Source organism: Pseudomonas rossensis (assembly GCF_039888995.1).
Lineage (GTDB): Bacteria > Pseudomonadota > Gammaproteobacteria > Pseudomonadales > Pseudomonadaceae > Aquipseudomonas > Aquipseudomonas rossensis.
This window is the reverse complement of sequence record NZ_JBBWCB010000005.1, coordinates 29519-48020: the sequence shown is the minus strand read 5'-3', so window position 1 is coordinate 48020 and position 18502 is coordinate 29519. Positions and strand designations below refer to the sequence as shown.

19 protein-coding genes are annotated in these 18502 nt (G+C 59.5%); 13 read left to right on the top strand and 6 right to left on the bottom strand.

All coding sequences use genetic code 11. The features are described 5' to 3' along the window. Positions 1-67: 67 nt before the first annotated feature. On the top strand, positions 68-1015 hold the full coding sequence (bipL, locus tag WLY71_RS02970; RefSeq protein WP_347802441.1) for a phospholipase BipL: 948 nt from the start codon (positions 68-70) through the stop codon (positions 1013-1015). A 133-nt stretch (positions 1016-1148) separates the two neighbouring features. On the opposite strand, the gene WLY71_RS02965 is transcribed toward bipL, so the two are convergent. Further along, positions 1149-1901, bottom strand: a complete 753-nt coding sequence (locus WLY71_RS02965) for a DUF2059 domain-containing protein (protein WP_347802440.1) — start codon at positions 1899-1901, stop codon at positions 1149-1151. A gap of 108 nt (positions 1902-2009) precedes the next feature. On the opposite strand from WLY71_RS02965, the gene WLY71_RS02960 reads away from it, so the two are divergent. Further along, positions 2010-2642, top strand: coding sequence for a 2OG-Fe(II) oxygenase (locus WLY71_RS02960; RefSeq protein ID WP_347802439.1), 633 nt, complete (start codon positions 2010-2012; stop codon positions 2640-2642). A 2-nt stretch (positions 2643-2644) separates the two neighbouring features. Then, a complete protein-coding gene (locus WLY71_RS02955) occupies positions 2645-3130 on the top strand; it encodes a 2-thiouracil desulfurase family protein (protein WP_347802438.1) in 486 nt (161 codons plus the stop codon). A 36-nt stretch (positions 3131-3166) separates the two neighbouring features. Here the strand turns inward: WLY71_RS02955 and WLY71_RS02950 are convergent, their stop codons facing one another. After that, entirely contained in the window at positions 3167-3754 is a 588-nt protein-coding gene (locus WLY71_RS02950; protein ID WP_347802437.1) for a transporter substrate-binding domain-containing protein, read from the bottom strand. A gap of 135 nt (positions 3755-3889) precedes the next feature. Between WLY71_RS02950 and WLY71_RS02945 the strand changes: the two genes are divergently transcribed. Then, positions 3890-4315, top strand: coding sequence for a DUF4399 domain-containing protein (locus WLY71_RS02945; RefSeq protein WP_347802436.1), 426 nt, complete (start codon positions 3890-3892; stop codon positions 4313-4315). A gap of 63 nt (positions 4316-4378) precedes the next feature. Here the strand turns inward: WLY71_RS02945 and serA are convergent, their stop codons facing one another. Next, positions 4379-5608 (bottom strand): phosphoglycerate dehydrogenase, encoded by a 1230-nt coding sequence (serA, locus tag WLY71_RS02940; RefSeq protein ID WP_140675198.1) that lies wholly within the window; start codon positions 5606-5608, stop codon positions 4379-4381. Between the two features lie 204 nt (positions 5609-5812). Between serA and WLY71_RS02935 the strand changes: the two genes are divergently transcribed. The 4 genes from WLY71_RS02935 to WLY71_RS02920 all read left to right on the top strand — a co-directional run bounded on the left by WLY71_RS02935 (position 5813) and on the right by WLY71_RS02920 (position 10081). Next, entirely contained in the window at positions 5813-7207 is a 1395-nt protein-coding gene (locus WLY71_RS02935; protein WP_347802435.1) for an FAD-binding oxidoreductase, read from the top strand. Positions 7208-7243: 36 nt separating this feature from the next. Then, a complete protein-coding gene (locus WLY71_RS02930; protein WP_347802434.1) occupies positions 7244-7909 on the top strand; it encodes a fumarylacetoacetate hydrolase family protein in 666 nt (221 codons plus the stop codon). 216 nt (positions 7910-8125) lie between these two features. After that, positions 8126-9055 (top strand): SdiA-regulated domain-containing protein, encoded by a 930-nt coding sequence (locus tag WLY71_RS02925; protein WP_347802433.1) that lies wholly within the window; start codon positions 8126-8128, stop codon positions 9053-9055. A 108-nt stretch (positions 9056-9163) separates the two neighbouring features. After that, a complete protein-coding gene (locus WLY71_RS02920) occupies positions 9164-10081 on the top strand; it encodes an SdiA-regulated domain-containing protein (protein WP_347802432.1) in 918 nt (305 codons plus the stop codon). A 127-nt stretch (positions 10082-10208) separates the two neighbouring features. On the opposite strand, the gene rpiA is transcribed toward WLY71_RS02920, so the two are convergent. Next, the gene (gene rpiA / locus WLY71_RS02915; RefSeq protein ID WP_111448403.1) at positions 10209-10883 is read right to left on the bottom strand and encodes a ribose-5-phosphate isomerase RpiA; all 675 of its coding nucleotides are present in this window, start codon (positions 10881-10883) and stop codon (positions 10209-10211) included. 147 nt (positions 10884-11030) lie between these two features. On the opposite strand from rpiA, the gene ilvA reads away from it, so the two are divergent. Together ilvA and WLY71_RS02905 are read left to right on the top strand one after the other, a co-directional pair. Then, the gene (ilvA, locus tag WLY71_RS02910; protein ID WP_347802431.1) at positions 11031-12545 is read left to right on the top strand and encodes a threonine ammonia-lyase, biosynthetic; all 1515 of its coding nucleotides are present in this window, start codon (positions 11031-11033) and stop codon (positions 12543-12545) included. 39 nt (positions 12546-12584) lie between these two features. Continuing rightward, entirely contained in the window at positions 12585-13010 is a 426-nt protein-coding gene (locus WLY71_RS02905; RefSeq protein ID WP_347802430.1) for a DUF2269 domain-containing protein, read from the top strand. Positions 13011-13096: 86 nt separating this feature from the next. Here the strand turns inward: WLY71_RS02905 and WLY71_RS02900 are convergent, their stop codons facing one another. Then, positions 13097-13753 carry a histidinol-phosphatase gene (locus WLY71_RS02900; protein WP_347802429.1) on the bottom strand — a complete coding sequence of 219 codons (657 nt, stop codon included), beginning with the start codon at positions 13751-13753 and terminating at the stop codon, positions 13097-13099. Between the two features lie 143 nt (positions 13754-13896). Here WLY71_RS02900 and WLY71_RS02895 point away from each other — a divergent pair, with 143 nt between their 5' ends. After that, positions 13897-14376, top strand: a complete 480-nt coding sequence (locus tag WLY71_RS02895) for an RNA pyrophosphohydrolase (protein WP_008150514.1) — start codon at positions 13897-13899, stop codon at positions 14374-14376. A 22-nt stretch (positions 14377-14398) separates the two neighbouring features. Then, complete coding sequence (gene ptsP, locus WLY71_RS02890) at positions 14399-16678, top strand: phosphoenolpyruvate--protein phosphotransferase (protein WP_347802428.1); 2280 nt, start codon at positions 14399-14401, stop codon at positions 16676-16678. Between the two features lie 114 nt (positions 16679-16792). On the opposite strand, the gene WLY71_RS02885 is transcribed toward ptsP, so the two are convergent. Continuing rightward, entirely contained in the window at positions 16793-17539 is a 747-nt protein-coding gene (locus WLY71_RS02885; RefSeq protein WP_347802427.1) for an NRDE family protein, read from the bottom strand. 120 nt (positions 17540-17659) lie between these two features. Between WLY71_RS02885 and WLY71_RS02880 the strand changes: the two genes are divergently transcribed. Then, positions 17660-18442 (top strand): sulfite exporter TauE/SafE family protein, encoded by a 783-nt coding sequence (locus tag WLY71_RS02880; RefSeq protein ID WP_347802492.1) that lies wholly within the window; start codon positions 17660-17662, stop codon positions 18440-18442. The last annotated feature ends 60 nt before the right edge of the window (positions 18443-18502 follow it).

Here is an 18502-nt window from a genome sequence, read left to right as displayed (position 1 = left end):
GCCATGCTTGCCCCAACAGATGAATATCGCAGGCCCATAAAGTCCGTTTCGCGTTCTGGAATTGCTCATGTCTGCCACTTTCGACTCCGATCATCTGCGTGCCAGCCTGCGGCCGCTGGCCGACTGGCAGCCGCTGTCGGTAGAAGCGCTGGCTTACCAGCGCTTCTACGGGCTGGATTTTGCGGGACGTAACGTGCGCAGTGGCCTTGGACGTTTCGCGGTCGATGGTTATGAAGTGGTCAGCCAGGTCTGGTGGCCCGAGCGGGCGAAGGCGACGCTGTTTTTGTTCCACGGTTTTTACGATCACACCGGGCTTTACCGGCATGTGATCGAATGGGCGCTGGATCAGAATTTTGCGGTGATTGCCTGCGACCTGCCGGGACACGGGCTGTCCAGTGGCGAACGGGCCAGCATCAAGGATTTCACCGAGTATCAGGACACGCTGCAAGGATTGTTCACCGAAGCACAATCCCTCGATCTGCCGCAGCCGTGGCACCTGTGCGGGCAAAGCACTGGCGGCGCGATCGTGATCGATCATGTACTCAATCAGGGCGCCAGCAGTCCGGCCCAGGGCCAGGTCATTCTGCTGTCGCCGTTGGTAAGGCCGCGGGCCTGGGGCTGGTCGCAACTCAGTTATTACCTGCTCAAGCCTTTCGTCAAAGCGATCGCCCGGCGCTTCAGCGAGAACTCCAACGACCCGGATTTTCTGCCCTTCCTGCAAGCGGACCCGTTGCAGCCGCTCCGTTTGCCGACCGCCTGGGTCGGTGCGCTGGCGCGCTGGATCAAACGCATCGAAGCCGCACCGTACAGCATGCGGCGACCGCTGATTGTGCAGGGGCAGGCAGACATGACCGTGGATTGGGAGCATAACCTTGAAGTGTTGCGGGGCAAGTTCGATCGGCCGCAGGTGTTGATGTTGCCTGAGGCACGGCATCACCTGGCGAATGAGACGCTGGCGTTGCGGCGGGAGTATTTCGGGTTTTTGACGAAGCGGATCAAGGGTCGGAATCTTTAGCGTCTGTCATGGCCTCATCGTCGGATCGCCGCCCGGAGCAAGCTCGCTCCCACATTAGACCGAGTACGTCTGAACAACTCGGTCACTGTGGGAGCGAGCTTGCTCGCGATAGCGATTTATCAGGCGCTAAAAATTACTGGCGAAGCGTTGAAGTATCCTGCCCCACCGCCAACCCCGCGCGAATCGCCGCCAATGCTGCCTGGTAATAAGCCTTGCCCTCGGCGGACTCGGCGAAGGTCGCGAACTCTTCCAGTTCTTCATCCGACAGGTCGCGATAGACATACAACAGCGTGTTGTTCAGGTCGTTGCCGATCTGGTCCATCAAGCGCTGACGCTGACCATTCAACATGCCTTGAGCCTGACCACCGCCGAGCAGGCCGGGGATCATCGAACTGAGGCTGTCGGCCGCGACGCCGGCAATCGCCAGGCTGACTTCCGCGCCAGCCTCGCGAGCGGGCAGGGCCTGGGCCAGATGGCCGATGATCAGCATGCGGTTGTCGCTGGCCTGGATCCTGGGTAAACCCTTGGCGTTTTTTGCCAACTGATCGCGACGGGTCGCGAGCAATTCGGCAGCCACGATTTTCTTGCCCAAGGGTGACTGAAAGAACGTCAGCGCAGGTTTCGGATCGGCGAGGGTCTTGCGCAATTGCGCTTCGGCGCGCTGGTCGACGGCCTGGGGGGCAAAGCGCTGATTGCTGTTATTCACCAGCGCCTGGAACACTGCCGGCGGCAGACTGTTCTGGTACCGCTGCTGAGCGGCCGAGAGAGCGTCGTTGAAATGCGCGCGTTGTTCTGGCCAACCGGCGACCTTGTACAACTGGTCGTGGCCGTCTGCCCAAGCGGGCAATACACAGAACATCAACAATGAAAAAAGCAAACGGCGCATAGGGACTCCTGTCAGCAGGCGACTATTCTCCGTGTGGCATTCGTCCTTGTCGAGAATTCGTATCAACCCGCTGCGCGGCTCTGTCGGATTTTCAGGCACAGGAATACTATGCGCGGCATGCGAATACCCTCTGATCACCCGCTGCTGTTACGTATCGTCGACGACCTGGCTGAACATGGCTGGTCGCAGCAGAATATTTTCCTTCCTCTGGGTCTGACCCGGGAACTGGCGGCTGAGTGCCGTAAACGTGCTGCCGAGGGCGAATTGGCCCCGGCCGCCGTGGGTCGCGGGTCGACATCCGAGATTCGCGAGGGGATTCGCGGCGACCATATCCAGTGGATCGAGCCCGGCCAGGCGTTGGCGTGCGACAGCTATCTGGATTTGATGGACAGCCTGCGCGAGGCGATGAATCGCGGTTTGTTTCTGGGCCTGGAAGATTTCGAAAGCCATTTCGCGCTGTACCCACCCGGCGCGTTCTACCTCAAGCATGTCGACCGTTTCCGCGACGACGACCGGCGCATGGTGTCGGCGGTGGTCTATCTCAATGACGCCTGGCTGCCCGAGCACGGCGGCCAGTTGCGTATGTACCTGGGTGAAGGCGTCGAGCACGATGTGGTGCCTGCCGGGGGATGTCTGGTGGTGTTCCTGTCGGGTGAAGTGCCCCACGAAGTCCTGCCCTCGACCCGCGATCGCCTGTCGTTGACCGGCTGGTTCCGGCGGCGTGGCAACGAGCCGTTCTGATCATGCAAAAAGTTCTGGTTAGCCGCTGTCTTCTGGGCCACCGCGTACGTTATGACGGCGGGGCGAGTGGGCCGTTCGATCAGCTTCAGCAGTGGCTTGATGAAGGTCGGGTGGTGCCGTTGTGTCCGGAGGTTGCCGGTGGCTTGCCGACGCCGAGGGCGGCGGCGGAAATTCCGGGCGGGCAGGGTGCTGAAGTGCTTGATGGCCACGCCTCAGTGATCACCACCGAGGGCGAGGACGTCAGCGCCGAGTTTCTCTCGGGGGCTTATCAGGCATTGGAACTGGTGCAAAAGCACGGCATCCGCATTGCCGTGCTCAAGGCCAACAGCCCGTCTTGCGGGAATTTATTGACGTATGACGGGACGTTCAGTGGAGTGAAGGTCAGTGGTGAAGGCGTAACTGTCGCATTGCTCAAGCGCCATGGCGTTCAGGTCTTCAGTGAGCTGGAGTTGCCGCAAGCGGCGCAGGTCCTGACCAACCTCAAGTAACGACTTACACAAAACCCCTGTGGGAGCGGCGGTGCCTTATGGTTTGGGCGCCACACTCGTATCCGTCCCCAACCACTTCTGCGACAACGCCTCCAATCGCCCATCCGCCTTGATCCGCTGCAGCGCGTTTTCCAGGCTGGCATGAAACGCCGGGTTACCTTTCTGAAACGGAATCGCCAGGCTCACTGCCGGGCCAGCCTTCGGCTTCTCTTCCGTCAGCGACTGCACCAGCAGCATCGAGCGCGGTTGCTCTTCCTTCTGCGCGATCAATTGCGCATCGGTGTAGCTGTAAGGTTCGCTGAAGTCGAAACGATCCTCGAGGTCCGGGGTCACTGCTATGTGGTTGATGGCGACGTCGTACTTGCCGGTTTCAACGCCTTGCAACAGATCGCTGGAGTCGGTAACGACGAAGTCGGCCCGTACGTCCAGTTCGTTGGCCAGCAGTTGCCCCAGTTCGACTTCGAACCCGGTGAGTTTGCCGTCTTCCTTGAAATTGAAGGGCGGTGTATTAGCCTCGAGGGCAATACGCAATTCGCCTCGGTCGTTTACATCGTCAATCAGTTCGGCATGAGCCAAAGGGCTCAGAAGGGGTAGCAGGCAGATCAGGCCAGGCAAAAAACGCATGGTCACTCCTTTGAATTCATTATCGCGATGCTCTGGTTCAGGCTCGCTTTGCTATGGTTGTCGAGAGCCTTCGACAACGAATGGCCGTGAAGTTGTCATGGCCACACGGATTTTACGAAAAAACTGGAGAAGAGAATGAAAACCTTTATGTCACGAGCAGCATTGGCTGGCCTGTTGATGGGGGCTTCGATGCTGGCAACGGCTGCTACACCGGCTCCCAAAGGTGCAGAAGTGTCCATCGTTTCTCCTGCGGACGGAGCCACGGTTCCGCAAACCGTCGTCGTCAAGTTCGCTGTCGAGAACATTGCGCTGGCGCCAGCGGGCGATGTCACCAAGAACACCGGCCATCACCACTTGCTGATCGATGTCGATGAACTGCCAGCCGCCGGTGCGCCGATCCCCAACGATGCCAACCACCTGCATTTCGGCAAGGCGCAGACCCAGGCGGAAGTAAAGCTGACGCCGGGCAAACACACCTTGCAGCTGGAACTGGGCGATAGCGGCCACATGCCGTTCGATCCGCCGATCGTTTCGAAGAAAATCACCGTGAATGTGAAGTAACTTTTCAACAGGCATGAAAAAGGGAGACCAGAGGGTCTCCCTTTTTTGTCACTCAAGTCACTATCAGAACAACACGCGGCAACGAATGGTGCCGTTGATGTGCTGCAGCTTCTCTTGCGCCATTTCCGAGTACTCGGCGTCGACGTCGATCACGACGTAGCCGACTTTCTCGTTGGTCTGCAGGAACTGACCGGAAATGTTGATACCGTTTTCGGCGAAGACCTTGTTGATCTCGCTCATCACACCCGGAATGTTCTCGTGGATATGCAGCAGACGGTGCTTGCCAGGGTGAGCCGGCAGGGCCACTTCCGGGAAGTTGACCGAGGACACCGACGTACCGTTGTCGCTGTACTTGACCAGCTTCTCTGCCACTTCCAGACCGATGTTGGCTTGCGCTTCAGCGGTGGAACCGCCGATGTGCGGGGTCAGGATCACGTTGTCCAGGCCACGCAGCGGGCTTTCGAACTCTTCGTCGTTGGAGCGAGGCTCTACCGGGAATACGTCGATGGCCGCGCCGATCAGGTGCTTGTCCTTGATCGCGTCCGCCAGCGCTTGCAGTTCAACTACAGTGCCGCGAGCCGCGTTGATCAGAATGCCGCCCTTCTTGATCGCGCGGATTTCTTTCTCGCCGATCATCCACTGAGTCGCAGCGGTTTCCGGAACGTGCAGGGTGACGATGTCGGACATGCCCAGCAGTTCGGTCAGGTTACCGACCTGAGTCGCGTTGCCCAATGGCAGCTTGGTCACGGTGTCGTAGAAGTACACCTGCATGCCCAGGCCTTCAGCCAGAACCGACAATTGTGTACCGATCGAGCCGTAACCGACGATGCCGAGCTTCTTGCCACGGATTTCGAAGGAGTTGGCCGCGCTCTTGATCCAGCCGCCACGGTGGCAGGAAGCGTTTTTCTCAGGAATGCCGCGCAACAACAGGATCGCCTCGGCCAGCACCAGCTCGGCTACGGAGCGAGTGTTGGAGTACGGTGCGTTGAACACCGCGATGCCGCGTTCGCGAGCCGCGTTCAGGTCAACCTGGTTGGTGCCGATGCAGAAACAGCCGACAGCGACCAGTTTCTTCGCCTGATCGAAGATCTCTTCGGTCAGTTGAGTGCGAGAGCGAATGCCGATGAAGTGCGCATCAGCGATCTTTTCCTTCAGCTGGGCTTCCGGCAGAGAACCTGTGAGGTACTCGATGCTGGTGTAGCCCGCCGACTTGAGGACGTCGACAGCCGATTGGTGGACGCCTTCGAGAAGAAGGAACTTGATCTTGCTCTTATCGAGAGAAGTCTTGCTCATCTGCGTAAACCTGTATCCCGGAGAAAAATGGCAGGAAATGGTCAACAGATGCTGACCCGGACGGCAAGAAGGCCGTCGCCGCAGAACAGCCGTTGGGCACTATCCTGCGGGGTCGGTATGCTAGCATATGCACCCCGCTAAACACTCATTCCTGCGACGTGAAGCGTTCTCAGGATGACCATGAATTGTTCGAGAGTTCTGTCGATGACCAATCCTGCCCTGATTGAAGAGCTGAAGACCCTGGTTGAGCCTGGCAAGGTGCTGACCGATGCCGACTCCCTGAATGCTTACGGTAAGGATTGGACCAAGCATTTCGCCCCGGCCCCGACCGCCATCGTGTTCCCCAAGACCACCGAGCAGGTCCAGGCCATTGTCCGCTGGGCCAATGAGCACAACATTGCGCTGGTGCCGTCCGGCGGTCGCACCGGGCTGTCCGCCGCGGCTGTGGCTGCCAATGGCGAAGTCGTTGTGTCCTTCGACTACATGAACCAGATCCTCGACGTGAACATGACCGACCGCACCGCAGTCTGCCAGCCGGGCGTGGTCACCGAACACCTGCAGAACGTCGCCGAAGAAAAAGGCCTGTACTACCCGGTGGATTTCGCTTCGGCAGGTTCGAGCCAGATTGGCGGCAATATCGGCACCAATGCCGGCGGGATCAAGGTCATTCGCTACGGCATGACCCGCAATTGGGTGGCCGGCATGAAAGTCGTCACCGGCAAAGGCGATTTGCTGGAACTGAACAAAGACCTGATCAAGAACGCCACCGGTTACGACTTGCGTCAGCTGTTCATCGGCGCTGAAGGCACCCTCGGTTTCGTGGTCGAAGCCACCATGCGTCTGGACCGTGCGCCGAAAAACCTCACTGCCATGGTCCTCGGCACTGCCGATTTCGACTCGATCATGCCGGTATTACACGCGTTCCAGAGCAAACTGGACCTGACCGCGTTCGAATTTTTCTCCGACAAAGCGTTGGCCAAGGTCATGGGCCGGGGCGACGTACCAGCGCCATTCGAAACAGATTGCCCGTTCTACGCATTGCTGGAATTCGAAGCGACCACCGAAGAAGTGGCCAACCACGCCCTGGAAACCTTCGAGCACTGCGTTGAGCAGGGCTGGGTGCTGGACGGCGTGATGAGCCAGAGCGAAACCCAGCTGCAGAACCTCTGGAAGCTGCGTGAATACATCTCCGAAACCATTTCCCACTGGACGCCGTACAAGAACGACATTTCGGTCACTGTGTCGAAAGTCCCGGCGTTCCTGAAGGAAATCGACGCGATCGTCGGCGAACACTACCCGGATTTCGAAATCGTCTGGTTCGGCCACATCGGCGACGGCAACTTGCACTTGAACATCCTCAAGCCGGAAAACCTGAGCAAGGACGAGTTCTTCGCCAAGTGCGCGACCGTCAACAAGTGGGTGTTCGAAACCGTCGAGAAGTACAACGGCTCGATTTCCGCCGAACACGGTGTGGGCATGACCAAGCGTGATTACTTGACCTACAGCCGCTCACCGGTTGAGATCGAGTACATGAAAGCTGTCAAAGCGGTGTTCGATCCGAACGGAATCATGAACCCGGGCAAAATTTTCGCTGTTTGACTTTTGAATTTAAGAGCTACGAAACAGGAGTCGGTAATGAGCTATCAGCACCAGTATGTCGACGGCACGCGTATTCACTTTCCGCTGGGGAAAGTGGTGTGCATTGGCCGTAACTACGCCGAACACGCCAAGGAACTGGACAACCCGGTGCCTACAGAACCGCTGCTGTTCATTAAGCCGGGCAGTTGCGTAGTGCCGCTGGAAGGTGGTTTCAGCATTCCGACCGAGCGTGGCTCGGTGCATTACGAAGCGGAAATCGCGGTGTTGATCGGCAAGCCTTTGTCGACCAAGCCGAGCCGTGAAGAAGTGCTCGATGCTATCTCCGGCTTCGCTCCGGCTCTGGACCTGACCCTGCGCGACAAGCAGGCCGAGCTGAAAGCCAAGGGCCTGCCGTGGGAAATCGCCAAGTCCTTCGACGGTGCGGCGGTGATTGCGCCATTCGTGTCCGGCAGCACGTTCGCTGAACTGACCGACATCGGCATCCGCCTGACCATCAACGGCGAAGTGCGCCAGGACGGCAACAGCAGCGCGATGCTCAACCCGATCGTGCCGATGATCCAGCACATGGCCGGCTGCTTCTCGCTGCAGGCCGGTGATGTGATCCTGACGGGTACGCCGGTGGGTGTTGGTCCGCTGAATGTCGGTGACGAACTGGTGATTGAATTGCCAGGCGCCAGCAGCTTCACCAGCAGCGTCCGCTAAAAAAGCAAAAGATCGCAGCCTGCGGCAGCTGCTACACCAATCCCTGTAGGAGCTGCCGCAGGCTGCGATCTTTTGATCTTGGTTGCCCGCACAGGGCTTTCGCGCCATTTCCCGTTTTTTTCACATCTCGTCCGGATAATTCCGGGACTTGCGGCGTCTTAGCCGGTCCCAATTGTGCTATTACCCATAGCCTGAATTTCTGGAACGCATCCCTCGATGGTCACCCAACCACTGCCCAAGCTTAAAACTGCCCGCCGTTCGCGTTTTGTCATGCGTTGGTATTCCTGGCTTTTGCTGGTGGTCGCCGCCGCGTATGGCCTCGCGTTTGCGATGCATTGGGATGACCGAGGCGTGCTCTGGGTGCTGGAGCGTTTCGAAAGCCCCGCCGAACGCCAGGAGAGCATCTGGCTGCCGGATTACCGGGCAGTGATCGATGCCAAGGTGCTGCCGGGCATGGAGAAGGACGAAGCGTCGGACCTGGCCTACGACCCTCAGTCAAAAACCCTGTTTTCGGTCATGGGCAATAAACCGTTCCTGGTCGAACTGACATTGCAGGGTGACGTGCTGCGCAAGATGCCGCTGGTGGGCTGGAGCAACCCGGAAGGGGTGACCGTGATGGGCAACGGTCTGCTGGCCATCGTCGATGAGCGCGAACACATGCTCTCCATCGTCAAGGTCGATGCCGATACCCGCGAGCTGAACATCGCCGACTTCCCCAAATACGACCTCGGCCCTTCGAAGGACCAGAACAAGGCGTTCGAAGCCATCGTCTGGGATTCGCGCAATCAGCAAATGTTGTTGGGTGAAGAGCGTCCACCGGCGTTGTTCATCTGGAAAAGCAACGATGGCCAGACACTCACCGGTGACAAGCAGAAACTCGCCAATGACGAACTGGACATCCGCAACCTGTCTGCCTTGGCCATCGACCCGCGCACGGGTCATACCCTGGTGTTGTCCGCCGACTCCCACTTGTTGCTGGAGCTGGATGAGAAGGGCGAGCAGGTCAGCTTCATGACCTTGCTGGGCGGCTTCAATGGTTTGAAGAAGACCATTCCTCGCGCCGAAGGTGTGACCATGGACGAGGCGGGGACGCTGTACATGGTGAGCGAGCCGAACCTGTTCTACCGTTTCGAAAAGCAACGGTAGGACCTGCCGAAGGTTCGGCCCGAACCTTCGGCAGCTCCTACGCCATTAAGCTTTAATTCAGACTGCCGTGGTATTTCATCTGCCCGTCCTGATTCCGAGCTTGCCCGAATGCGCCGACTTGCCCGCCCCAAACCCCTGATTCTGATCCTGTCGGTCATTGCGTTGATCGCGCTGGTTGCGGCCGGCCAGTACCTGCGCCTGTTCGAGCGCGCCTGGTTCAACCTGCACACCCTTTGGCAGCCCATGAACGGTGAGTCCATCGCTCTGGATCAGTACCAGGTAGCGGTCGAGGCGCGAGTCATAGTTGGGCTGGACGACGATGTATCTGCGTTGACCTTCGATCCGGTGCGCAAAAGCCTGTTCACCGTCACCAACAAAAACTCAGAGCTGATCGAACTGTCGCTGGACGGCCAGATTGTTCGACGCATTTCGCTGGTCGGGTTTGGCGATCCTGAAGCCGTGGAATTCATCAGCGCCGACACTTACGTGATCACTGACGAGCGTCAGCAGCGGCTGATCAAGATTCATCTGGAGAGCGACACAACGTTCCTCGACGCAGCGGATGCCGAGCAGATGACCCTTGGCGTGCACATGAGCAGCAATAAGGGCTTCGAAGGTCTGGCTTACGACTCGGTGGGCAAGCGGTTGTTTGTCGCCAAGGAACGCGACCCGATGCTGATCTACGAAGTGCACGGTTTTCCCCATTACAACCCGGAAAAATCCTACGCGGTGCACGTAGTGAACAACCCCAAGCGCGATGCGGGGATGTTCGTGCGAGACCTGTCCAGCCTGCAATACGACGAGCGCAGCGGCCATTTGCTGGCGTTGTCGGATGAGTCGCGGCTGATTCTGGAACTCGATGTGGACGGGCGACCGCTGAGCACCATGTCACTGAGCAAGGGCCGTCAGGGGTTGCAGAAGACAGTGCCGCAAGCGGAAGGGATCGCCATGGATGACGACGGTACGATGTACCTGGTGAGCGAGCCGAACCTGTTCTACGTCTTCAAAAAACCGCCACAACCCTGACCAACACCCCAAAACCCTGTGGGAGCGGGCTTGCCCGCGATGACGGCCTATCAGTCAACATTAATGTTGAATGTGATGGCCTCATCGCGAGCAAGCTCGCTCCCACAGGTTTATCGGCGTGCCGGATTTACTGGGCGCGCAGGGTTTTCACGCCTTCGCTGGTGCCCAGCAGCAGCAAATCCGCTGGACGTGCCGCGAACAAACCGTTGGTGACCACGCCGACGATGGCGTTGATCTGCGTCTCCAGCTCCACCGGGTTGGTGATCTGCATGTTGAACACGTCGAGGATGATGTTGCCGTTGTCGGTCAGCACGCCTTCGCGGTAGACCGGGTCGCCGCCGAGCTTCACCAGCTCGCGGGCCACGTGGCTGCGGGCCATCGGGATCACTTCCACCGGCAGCGGGAACGCACCGAGCACCGGCACCAGTTTGCTGGCGTCGGCGATGCAGATGAAGGTCTTGGCCACAGCCGCCACAATCTTCTCGCGGGTCAGGGCTGCGCCGCCGCCCTTGATCAGGTTCAGGTGCTCGTCGCTTTCATCGGCGCCGTCGACGTAGAACTCCAGGTCGCTGACAGTGTTCAGCTCATACACCGGGATGCCGTGGCCCTTGAGGCGGGCAGCGGTGGCTTCGGAACTGGCGACCGCGCCGTCGAACGCGCCTTTGTGCTTGGCCAGTGCATCGATGAAGCAGTTGGCGGTGGAGCCGGTGCCGACCCCGACGATGCTCTTGTCGTCGAGTTTCGGGAGGATGAAGTCGACGGCGGCCTGAGCCACTGCCTGTTTGAGTTGATCCTGGGTCATGCGGGCTCCGAAGCGGGCAAGGGGAGAACGGAAAGGCCGGCATTATAGCCCCATGCCGGGCTAAAACCTCTTGATTCGTGTGGTCGCCCGCCCGAAAGCCGGGTTAGACTCGTTGGCCCTGCCCAACCCGCTCAGTGATGCTTTCCGATGCTCGAACAGTACGTCAAAAAGATCCTCACCTCGCGCGTTTATGACGTTGCCGTAGAAACCCCATTGCAGACTGCCCGCCAGCTCTCCGAACGGCTGGGCAACAGTATTTTGCTCAAGCGCGAAGACTTGCAGCCGGTGTTCTCGTTCAAGATTCGCGGTGCCTACAACAAGCTCACGCAGCTTTCCGATGAAGAGCGCGCTCGCGGCGTGGTCACCGCTTCGGCGGGTAATCACGCGCAAGGCCTGGCCCTGGCGGCGAAAGTGTTGGGCGTGAAAGCCACCATCGTGATGCCCAAGACCACCCCGGAAATCAAAGTCGAAGGCGTGCGTTCACGCGGCGGCAAAGTGGTGCTGCACGGGGATTCGTTCCCGGAAGCCCTGGCCTACTCGCTGAAACTGGTCGACGAAAAAGGCTACGTCTACATCCACCCTTACGACGATCCCCACACCATTGCCGGGCAGGGCACGGTGGCGATGGAGATTCTGCGCCAGCACCCTGGCCGTCTCGACGCGATCTTCGTCCCGGTGGGCGGTGGCGGATTGATCGCCGGCATCGCGGCGTACGTGAAGTACTTGCGGCCTGAAATCAAAATCATCGGCGTCGAGCCGGACGATTCCAACTGCCTTCAACTCGCCATGGCCGCTGGCGAGCGCGTGATCCTGCCAACCGTGGGCCTCTTCGCCGACGGCGTCGCTGTGGCGCAGATTGGTCAGCACACCTTCGACATCTGCAAAGATTATGTTGATGAAGTGATCACCGTCAGCACCGATGAAATCTGCGCGGCGATCAAGGACATCTACGACGATACCCGCTCGATCACCGAACCTGCCGGCGCCCTGGGCGTGGCCGGGATCAAGAAGTACGTCGAGCAGCGTGGTGTCACCGGACATACCTTCGTGGCCATCGATTCTGGCGCCAACGTCAACTTTGACCGCCTGCGCCACGTCGCTGAGCGCGCTGAACTGGGCGAAGGCCGCGAAGCGATTATCGCCGTGACGATTCCCGAGAAGCCGGGCAGCTTCAAGGCGTTCTGCGAAGCCATCGGCAAGCGCCAGATCACCGAATTCAACTACCGCTACAACACGGGCAGCGAAGCGCACATCTTCGTGGGCGTGCAGACGCATCCGGAAACCGACCCGCGCAGTGCGCTGCTTGCCAGCCTGACCGAGCAGGGTTTTCCGGTGCTCGATCTGACCGACAACGAACTTGCCAAGCTGCACATCCGCCACATGGTCGGCGGGCGTGCGGCTCATGTGGTCGATGAAGTGGTGCTGCGCTTTGAGTTCCCGGAGCGTCCGGGCGCGCTGTTCAACTTCCTCAACAAGCTCGGCGGACGCTGGAACATCTCGATGTTCCACTACCGCAACCATGGCGCGGCGGATGGCCGTGTGGTCGCGGGCCTGCAAGTGCCTCACGATGAACGCCATCTGGTGCCCGCTGCGCTGGAAGAAATCGGCTACCCATATTGGGACGAAAGCGACAACCCGGCCTATCAGCTGTTTCTCGGCTGAGCGGCTACGCTGATGGCCAGGCCATAAGGAAATCGAACAATGGAAACGTTAACCGCCCTGAAAGTCGCTCATATGGTGGCGACGGTGTTGCTGCTGGTCAGCGCGCTGGGTCTGGCGATCTGGGTCTGGCGCACGCGCCGTAACGGTGACGCAACGGCTCATGTGCGCACGTTGCAGAGGCCGCGGGTGTTTATCTGGCTGGTGATGGGGCTGGCGCTGCTGAGTATGCCGTTTACCGGCTGGTGGATGGTGCATCTGGTGGGTTGGCCGCTGGGGCAGATCTGGTTGTTGGCTTCCAGTGTGCTTTACACCGTCGCGGCGTTGGGCTGGTTGTGGTTGCTGGTGCGGCTGAATCGGCTGCGCACTGCTCCGGGAGGCAATGGCAAGTTCACCTTCGCCCTCGCACTGTTCAGCTTTGTTTGTTTTATCGCGATTGCGGGGTTGATGGGCGCGAAGCCGGTTTAACCGCAAAAAGATCGCAGCCTTCGGCAGCTCCTACAGGGTTTTGCGTACAACCGTAGGAGCTGCCGAAGGCTGCGATCTTTTGATCTTCAGTCGCGCAACGACATCACCGGCCAGCCACGCTTCTCGGCTTCAGCACGCAGATTCGGGTCCGGATCGACGGCGATCGGATGCGTCACCTGCTCCAACAGCGGAAAATCATTCATCGAGTCGCTGTAGAAATAGCTGTCTTCCAATGAATAACCGGTTTCTTCCAGCCAACGATTCAACCGCGTCACCTTGCCTTCCCGGAAGCACGGGACGTCGGTGCTGCGCCCGGTGTAGCGGCCGTCGATCATTTCGCATTCAGTGGCGATCAGGGTTTCGACGCCCAAGCGTTGGGCAATCGGCCCGGTAACAAAACGGTTAGTCGCGGTGATGATCACCAACTTGTCGCCGGCCTCGCGGTGCTTGGCCAGTAGTTCGAGACCCTTGGGCAACACAATCGGCTCAATGCAATCGCGCATGTAATCCAGATGCCATAGATCCAGCGTGGCCATCTCGGTGCGGCCGAGCACTTCCAGACAGAAGTTCAGGTACGCATCGTTATCCAGCTTGCCGGCCAGGTAATCCTGATAGAACTCGTCGTTGCGTGCCTTGTAGGCGACGGCGTCGAGGAAGCCGCGTTCGCACAGGTAATCGCCCCAGGCGTGGTCACTGTCACCGCCCAAGAGCGTGTTGTCCAAGTCGAATAAAGCCAGCCGCATTGCAGTTACTCGCTGAAAAGTCTGTAGAAAGGCGTCCAGAATACGGACTTTTCACAAGAGTGCACATAAGGTAGGCCGGCTCGTTGCTGCTATCACAACCTTTGTGGAACAATGCGGCGACATGCGTTTGCGAGGTTGTTGCCGTGATCGACCCCGATGGTTTCCGCCCCAATGTCGGGATCATTCTCACGAATGATGCCGGACAGGTGCTATGGGCTCGCCGTATCAATCAAGATGCCTGGCAGTTTCCACAGGGCGGGATCAACCCCCAGGAGACGCCGGAAGACGCCTTGTACCGCGAGTTGAACGAAGAAGTGGGTCTTGAGCGCGAAGATGTTGAAATTCTCGCCTGCACCCGGGGCTGGTTGCGCTATCGTTTGCCGCAACGTCTGGTCCGCACGCACAGCCAACCGCTGTGCATCGGCCAGAAACAGAAATGGTTTCTCCTGCGCCTGGTCTCCAATGAGCAGCGGGTGCGGATGGATTTGACCGGTAAACCGGAATTCGATGGCTGGCGCTGGGTCAGCTATTGGTATCCGTTGGGCCAGGTGGTGACATTCAAGCGCGAAGTGTATCGACGCGCTCTCAAAGAGCTTGCCCCGCGCCTTTTATCGCGCGACTGACGACGGAGTTCGACCCCGAGCCATGCTCAATACGCTGCGCAAGATCGTCCAGGAAGTTAACTCCGCCAAGGATCTCAAGGCGGCGTTGGGGATTATTGTGTTGCGCGTCAAAGAGGCCATGGGCAGCCAGGTCTGCTCGGTCTACCTGCTTGACCCTGAGACCAACCGCTTCGTGCTGATGGCCACCGAGGGCTTGAACAAGCGCTCGATCGGCAAAGTCAGCATGGCACCCAACGAAGGTCTGGTTGGCCTGGTCGGCACGCGTGAAGAACCCCTGAACCTCGAAAACGCTGCGGATCACCCGCGCTACCGCTACTTCGCCGAGACCGGTGAAGAACGCTACGCCTCATTCCTCGGGGCGCCGATCATTCACCACCGCCGCGTCGTCGGCGTGTTGGTCATTCAGCAAAAGGAACGTCGCCAGTTCGATGAAGGTGAAGAAGCCTTCCTCGTGACCATGAGCGCGCAGCTTGCCGGCGTTATCGCCCACGCCGAAGCCACCGGTTCGATCCGGGGGCTGGGTCGTCAGGGTAAGGGCATTCAGGAAGCCAAGTTCATCGGCGTACCGGGTTCGCCGGGTGCGGCGGTCGGTACCGCGGTGGTCATGCTGCCGCCGGCCGATCTGGACGTGGTGCCGGACAAGACCATTACCGACATCGCCGCCGAACTCGGGCTGTTCAAGACCGCCATCGAAGGCGTACGCGCCGACATGCGTGCCTTGTCCGCCAAACTGGCGAACCAGTTGCGCCCGGAAGAGCGCGCGCTGTTCGATGTCTACCTGATGATGCTCGACGATGCCTCGCTCGGCAGCGAAATCACCACCGTGATCAAGACCGGTCAGTGGGCCCAGGGCGCGTTGCGTCAGGTGGTCACCGAACACGTCAACCGTTTCGAATTGATGGACGACGCCTACCTGCGTGAGCGTGCTTCCGACGTCAAAGACCTTGGTCGCCGCTTGCTCGCCTACTTGCAGGAAGAGCGTCAACAGACCCTGGTCTACCCCGACAACACCATTCTGATCAGCGAAGAACTGACGCCGGCGATGCTCGGCGAGGTGCCGGAAGGCAAGCTGGTCGGTCTGGTATCGGTACTCGGTTCCGGCAACTCCCACGTGGCGATCCTGGCGCGCGCCATGGGTATCCCGACGGTGATGGGCCTGGTCGATCTGCCGTATTCCAAGGTCGACGGCATCCAGATGATCGTCGACGGCTACCACGGCGAGGTCTACACCAACCCGAGCGAAGTGCTGCGCAAGCAGTTCGCCGAAGTGGTCGAGGAAGAGAAGCAACTGGCCCTCGGGCTGGATGCACTGCGAGATTTGCCGTGCGTGACCCTCGATGGCCACCGCATGCCGCTGTGGGTCAACACCGGCCTGCTGGCGGATGTGGCGCGAGCGCAGAAGCGTGGCGCTGAAGGCGTCGGCCTGTACCGCACCGAAGTGCCGTTCATGATCAATCAGCGCTTCCCGAGCGAAAAAGAGCAACTGGCGATTTATCGCGAGCAGCTCGCCGCGTTCCACCCGCAACCGGTGACGATGCGCAGCCTGGACATCGGTGGCGACAAATCGCTGTCGTACTTCCCGATCAAGGAAGACAACCCGTTCCTCGGCTGGCGCGGCATTCGCGTCACGCTCGACCACCCGGAAATCTTCCTGGTGCAGACCCGCGCCATGCTCAAGGCCAGCGAAGGCTTGAACAACCTGCGGATCCTGCTGCCGATGATCTCCGGCACTCACGAACTGGAAGAAGCCCTGCACCTGATTCACCGGGCCTGGGGCGAAGTCCGCGACGAAGGCTGCGACGTGCCTATGCCGCCGATCGGCGTGATGATCGAGATTCCGGCGGCGGTTTATCAGACCAAGGAACTGGCGCGGCAAGTGGACTTCCTGTCGGTCGGCTCCAACGACCTGACCCAGTACCTGTTGGCGGTGGATCGAAACAACCCGCGGGTAGCCGACCTCTACGACTACCTGCACCCGGCGGTGCTGCAAGCCCTTCAGAGCGTGGTGCGTGACGCTCATGCCGAAGGCAAGCCAGTGAGTATCTGCGGTGAGATGGCCGGTGATCCGGCGGCGGCGGTGCTGTTGATGGCGATGGGCTTCGACAGCCTGTCGATGAACGCCACCAACTTGCCGAAAGTGAAGTGGATGCTGCGTCAGATCAATCTGAGCAAGGCCAAGGAATTGCTCGCCCAGCTGATGACCATCGACAACCCGCAAGTTATCCACAGCTCGCTGCAATTGGCGCTGAAGAACCTTGGGTTGGCGCGGATGATTAATCCGGCTTCGGCCAAAACCCTCTAAAAGGCTGATGGCCTCATCGCGAGCAGGCTCGCTCCCACATTTGATTTGTGATCGATGCAAGTCCCCTGTGGGAGCGAGCCTGCTCGCGAAGGCGCCCGCCCAAACGACACCGATCTAAACCCTGAGCTCCACTTCCCCCAAATGCCCCCCATACGGCCCGAAACTCCGCTCAACCATCCACCGCGTCCCATCCGCCTGAACAATCAACGCCGTACTCGCTCGCGTCCCATAAGTCGGACTGGCAATAAACACACTCGACAGCAACGTCTCGGTGGCCAACCCGACCCCCGTATCCGGCAGTTCGGCAAATGGCGCCGTCTGCGGATCATTCAGCAACGCCAATAACGCCTGGGGTTGCGGATCGTCCAGCACTTCCTCCAGCCCTGCCCGCGCCTTGAGCAGTTTCGGCCATGGCGTATCCAGTCCGGCGTTCGACAACCCATAAACCCCCGGCGGCAGCATCACCGCCTCAGTTTCTCGAGCATTGAAGTGCCACAACTCGTTGGCATTGCCGACCAGCAGGTTAAATCCGGCATACTCCAGCGAACGTCCGACAACGTCGCTTAAGTAATCATCAATCGACATGTTGCCTAAAAGAAAACCCGCCACCAGCTCACCTCGTGATTTGCGCGATGGAGGTTGATGCGGATCGCGAATATTGGTCAACGCAGCGAAGCGTCCATGGGCGCCAACACCAAGCCAGGTGCCCCCTGCCTCCAGATCGCGACCGGCATGCACGTGCGGTGCTTCGGGCCATTGCGCCAGCGGCAGGCTGGGCCGGGCATAGAATTCGTCGCGGTTGGCCGCCACGATCAGCGGCTGGGCGTGACCCGGTCGCCAAGCGAAAACAATCAGGCACATAAGGCAGTCCTTGTGTGTTTTCTGCCCACTCTACTCAGTCATCGTGTGGGTATCCATCGCCATCCAGTGGAGCTTGAGGCCATGCATCCGTTACCATGCCGCTCTCATTTGGGGATGCGCATGGAATTTCTGCTCTATCTGGCGCTCGGCGCCTGTGCAGGTGTGCTGGCCGGGCTGTTCGGGGTCGGCGGCGGGATCATTATCGTTCCGGTGCTGGTTTACAGTTTCAAGCTGCAAGGGTTCGATCCGTCGATCCTCACGCACCTGGCGGTCGGCACGTCCCTGGCGACAATCATATTTACCTCGGTCAATGCGATTCGCGAACATCACCGTCGCGGTGCCGTGCGTTGGCCGATTTTTGCCTGGATGACCCTTGGTATTCTCATCGGTGCCGGTTTCGGCGCGCTGACGGCTGAAGCGATCTCCGGGCCCAACTTGCAGAAAATCATTGGCGTCTTCGCCCTGGTCATCGCTGCGCAACTGGCGCTGGACGTCAAACCCAAGGCCAGTCGAACGGTGCCGGGTAAAGTCGGTCTGACCGTGGCCGGCAGTGTGATTGGCTGGGCCTCGGCGATTTTCGGGATTGGCGGCGGCTCGCTGACGGTGCCGTTCCTGACTTGGCGCAGCGTACCGATGCAGCAAGCGGTGGCGACTTCATCCGCCTGCGGTCTGCCGATTGCCTTGTCCAGTGCACTATTTTTTATGATTCTGGGCTGGCACGATCCATTGCTCCCGGCCCATAGTCTCGGTTTTGTTTATTTGCCGGCGTTGCTGGGGATCGCCCTGACCAGCATGTTCTTCGCCCGCCTCGGCGCACGACTGGCCCACAGCCTGTCGCCGAAGTTGCTGAAAAGATTGTTCGCCGCTTTGCTGTTCTGCGTGGGTCTGAACTTTTTGCTCTGACGCACCGCAATCCTGACTTAATCCTGGTGTGACAGCGTCGCCCGGGAATTTTAAAGGTTT

Excerpts from the sequence above, each read along its gene's own strand:
- bipL (WP_347802441.1), top strand. The coding sequence starts at position 68 with ATGTCTGCCACTTTCGACTCCGATCATCTGCGTGCCAGCCTGCGGCCG.
- WLY71_RS02965 (WP_347802440.1), bottom strand. The coding sequence starts at position 1,901 with ATGCGCCGTTTGCTTTTTTCATTGTTGATGTTCTGTGTATTGCCCGCT.
- WLY71_RS02960 (WP_347802439.1), top strand. The coding sequence starts at position 2,010 with ATGCGCGGCATGCGAATACCCTCTGATCACCCGCTGCTGTTACGTATC.
- WLY71_RS02955 (WP_347802438.1), top strand. The coding sequence starts at position 2,645 with ATGCAAAAAGTTCTGGTTAGCCGCTGTCTTCTGGGCCACCGCGTACGT.
- WLY71_RS02950 (WP_347802437.1), bottom strand. The coding sequence starts at position 3,754 with ATGCGTTTTTTGCCTGGCCTGATCTGCCTGCTACCCCTTCTGAGCCCT.
- WLY71_RS02945 (WP_347802436.1), top strand. The coding sequence starts at position 3,890 with ATGAAAACCTTTATGTCACGAGCAGCATTGGCTGGCCTGTTGATGGGG.
- serA (WP_140675198.1), bottom strand. The coding sequence starts at position 5,608 with ATGAGCAAGACTTCTCTCGATAAGAGCAAGATCAAGTTCCTTCTTCTC.
- WLY71_RS02935 (WP_347802435.1), top strand. The coding sequence starts at position 5,813 with ATGACCAATCCTGCCCTGATTGAAGAGCTGAAGACCCTGGTTGAGCCT.
- WLY71_RS02930 (WP_347802434.1), top strand. The coding sequence starts at position 7,244 with ATGAGCTATCAGCACCAGTATGTCGACGGCACGCGTATTCACTTTCCG.
- WLY71_RS02925 (WP_347802433.1), top strand. The coding sequence starts at position 8,126 with ATGGTCACCCAACCACTGCCCAAGCTTAAAACTGCCCGCCGTTCGCGT.
- WLY71_RS02920 (WP_347802432.1), top strand. The coding sequence starts at position 9,164 with ATGCGCCGACTTGCCCGCCCCAAACCCCTGATTCTGATCCTGTCGGTC.
- rpiA (WP_111448403.1), bottom strand. The coding sequence starts at position 10,883 with ATGACCCAGGATCAACTCAAACAGGCAGTGGCTCAGGCCGCCGTCGAC.
- ilvA (WP_347802431.1), top strand. The coding sequence starts at position 11,031 with ATGCTCGAACAGTACGTCAAAAAGATCCTCACCTCGCGCGTTTATGAC.
- WLY71_RS02905 (WP_347802430.1), top strand. The coding sequence starts at position 12,585 with ATGGAAACGTTAACCGCCCTGAAAGTCGCTCATATGGTGGCGACGGTG.
- WLY71_RS02900 (WP_347802429.1), bottom strand. The coding sequence starts at position 13,753 with ATGCGGCTGGCTTTATTCGACTTGGACAACACGCTCTTGGGCGGTGAC.
- ptsP (WP_347802428.1), top strand. The coding sequence starts at position 14,399 with ATGCTCAATACGCTGCGCAAGATCGTCCAGGAAGTTAACTCCGCCAAG.
- WLY71_RS02885 (WP_347802427.1), bottom strand. The coding sequence starts at position 17,539 with ATGTGCCTGATTGTTTTCGCTTGGCGACCGGGTCACGCCCAGCCGCTG.
- WLY71_RS02880 (WP_347802492.1), top strand. The coding sequence starts at position 17,660 with ATGGAATTTCTGCTCTATCTGGCGCTCGGCGCCTGTGCAGGTGTGCTG.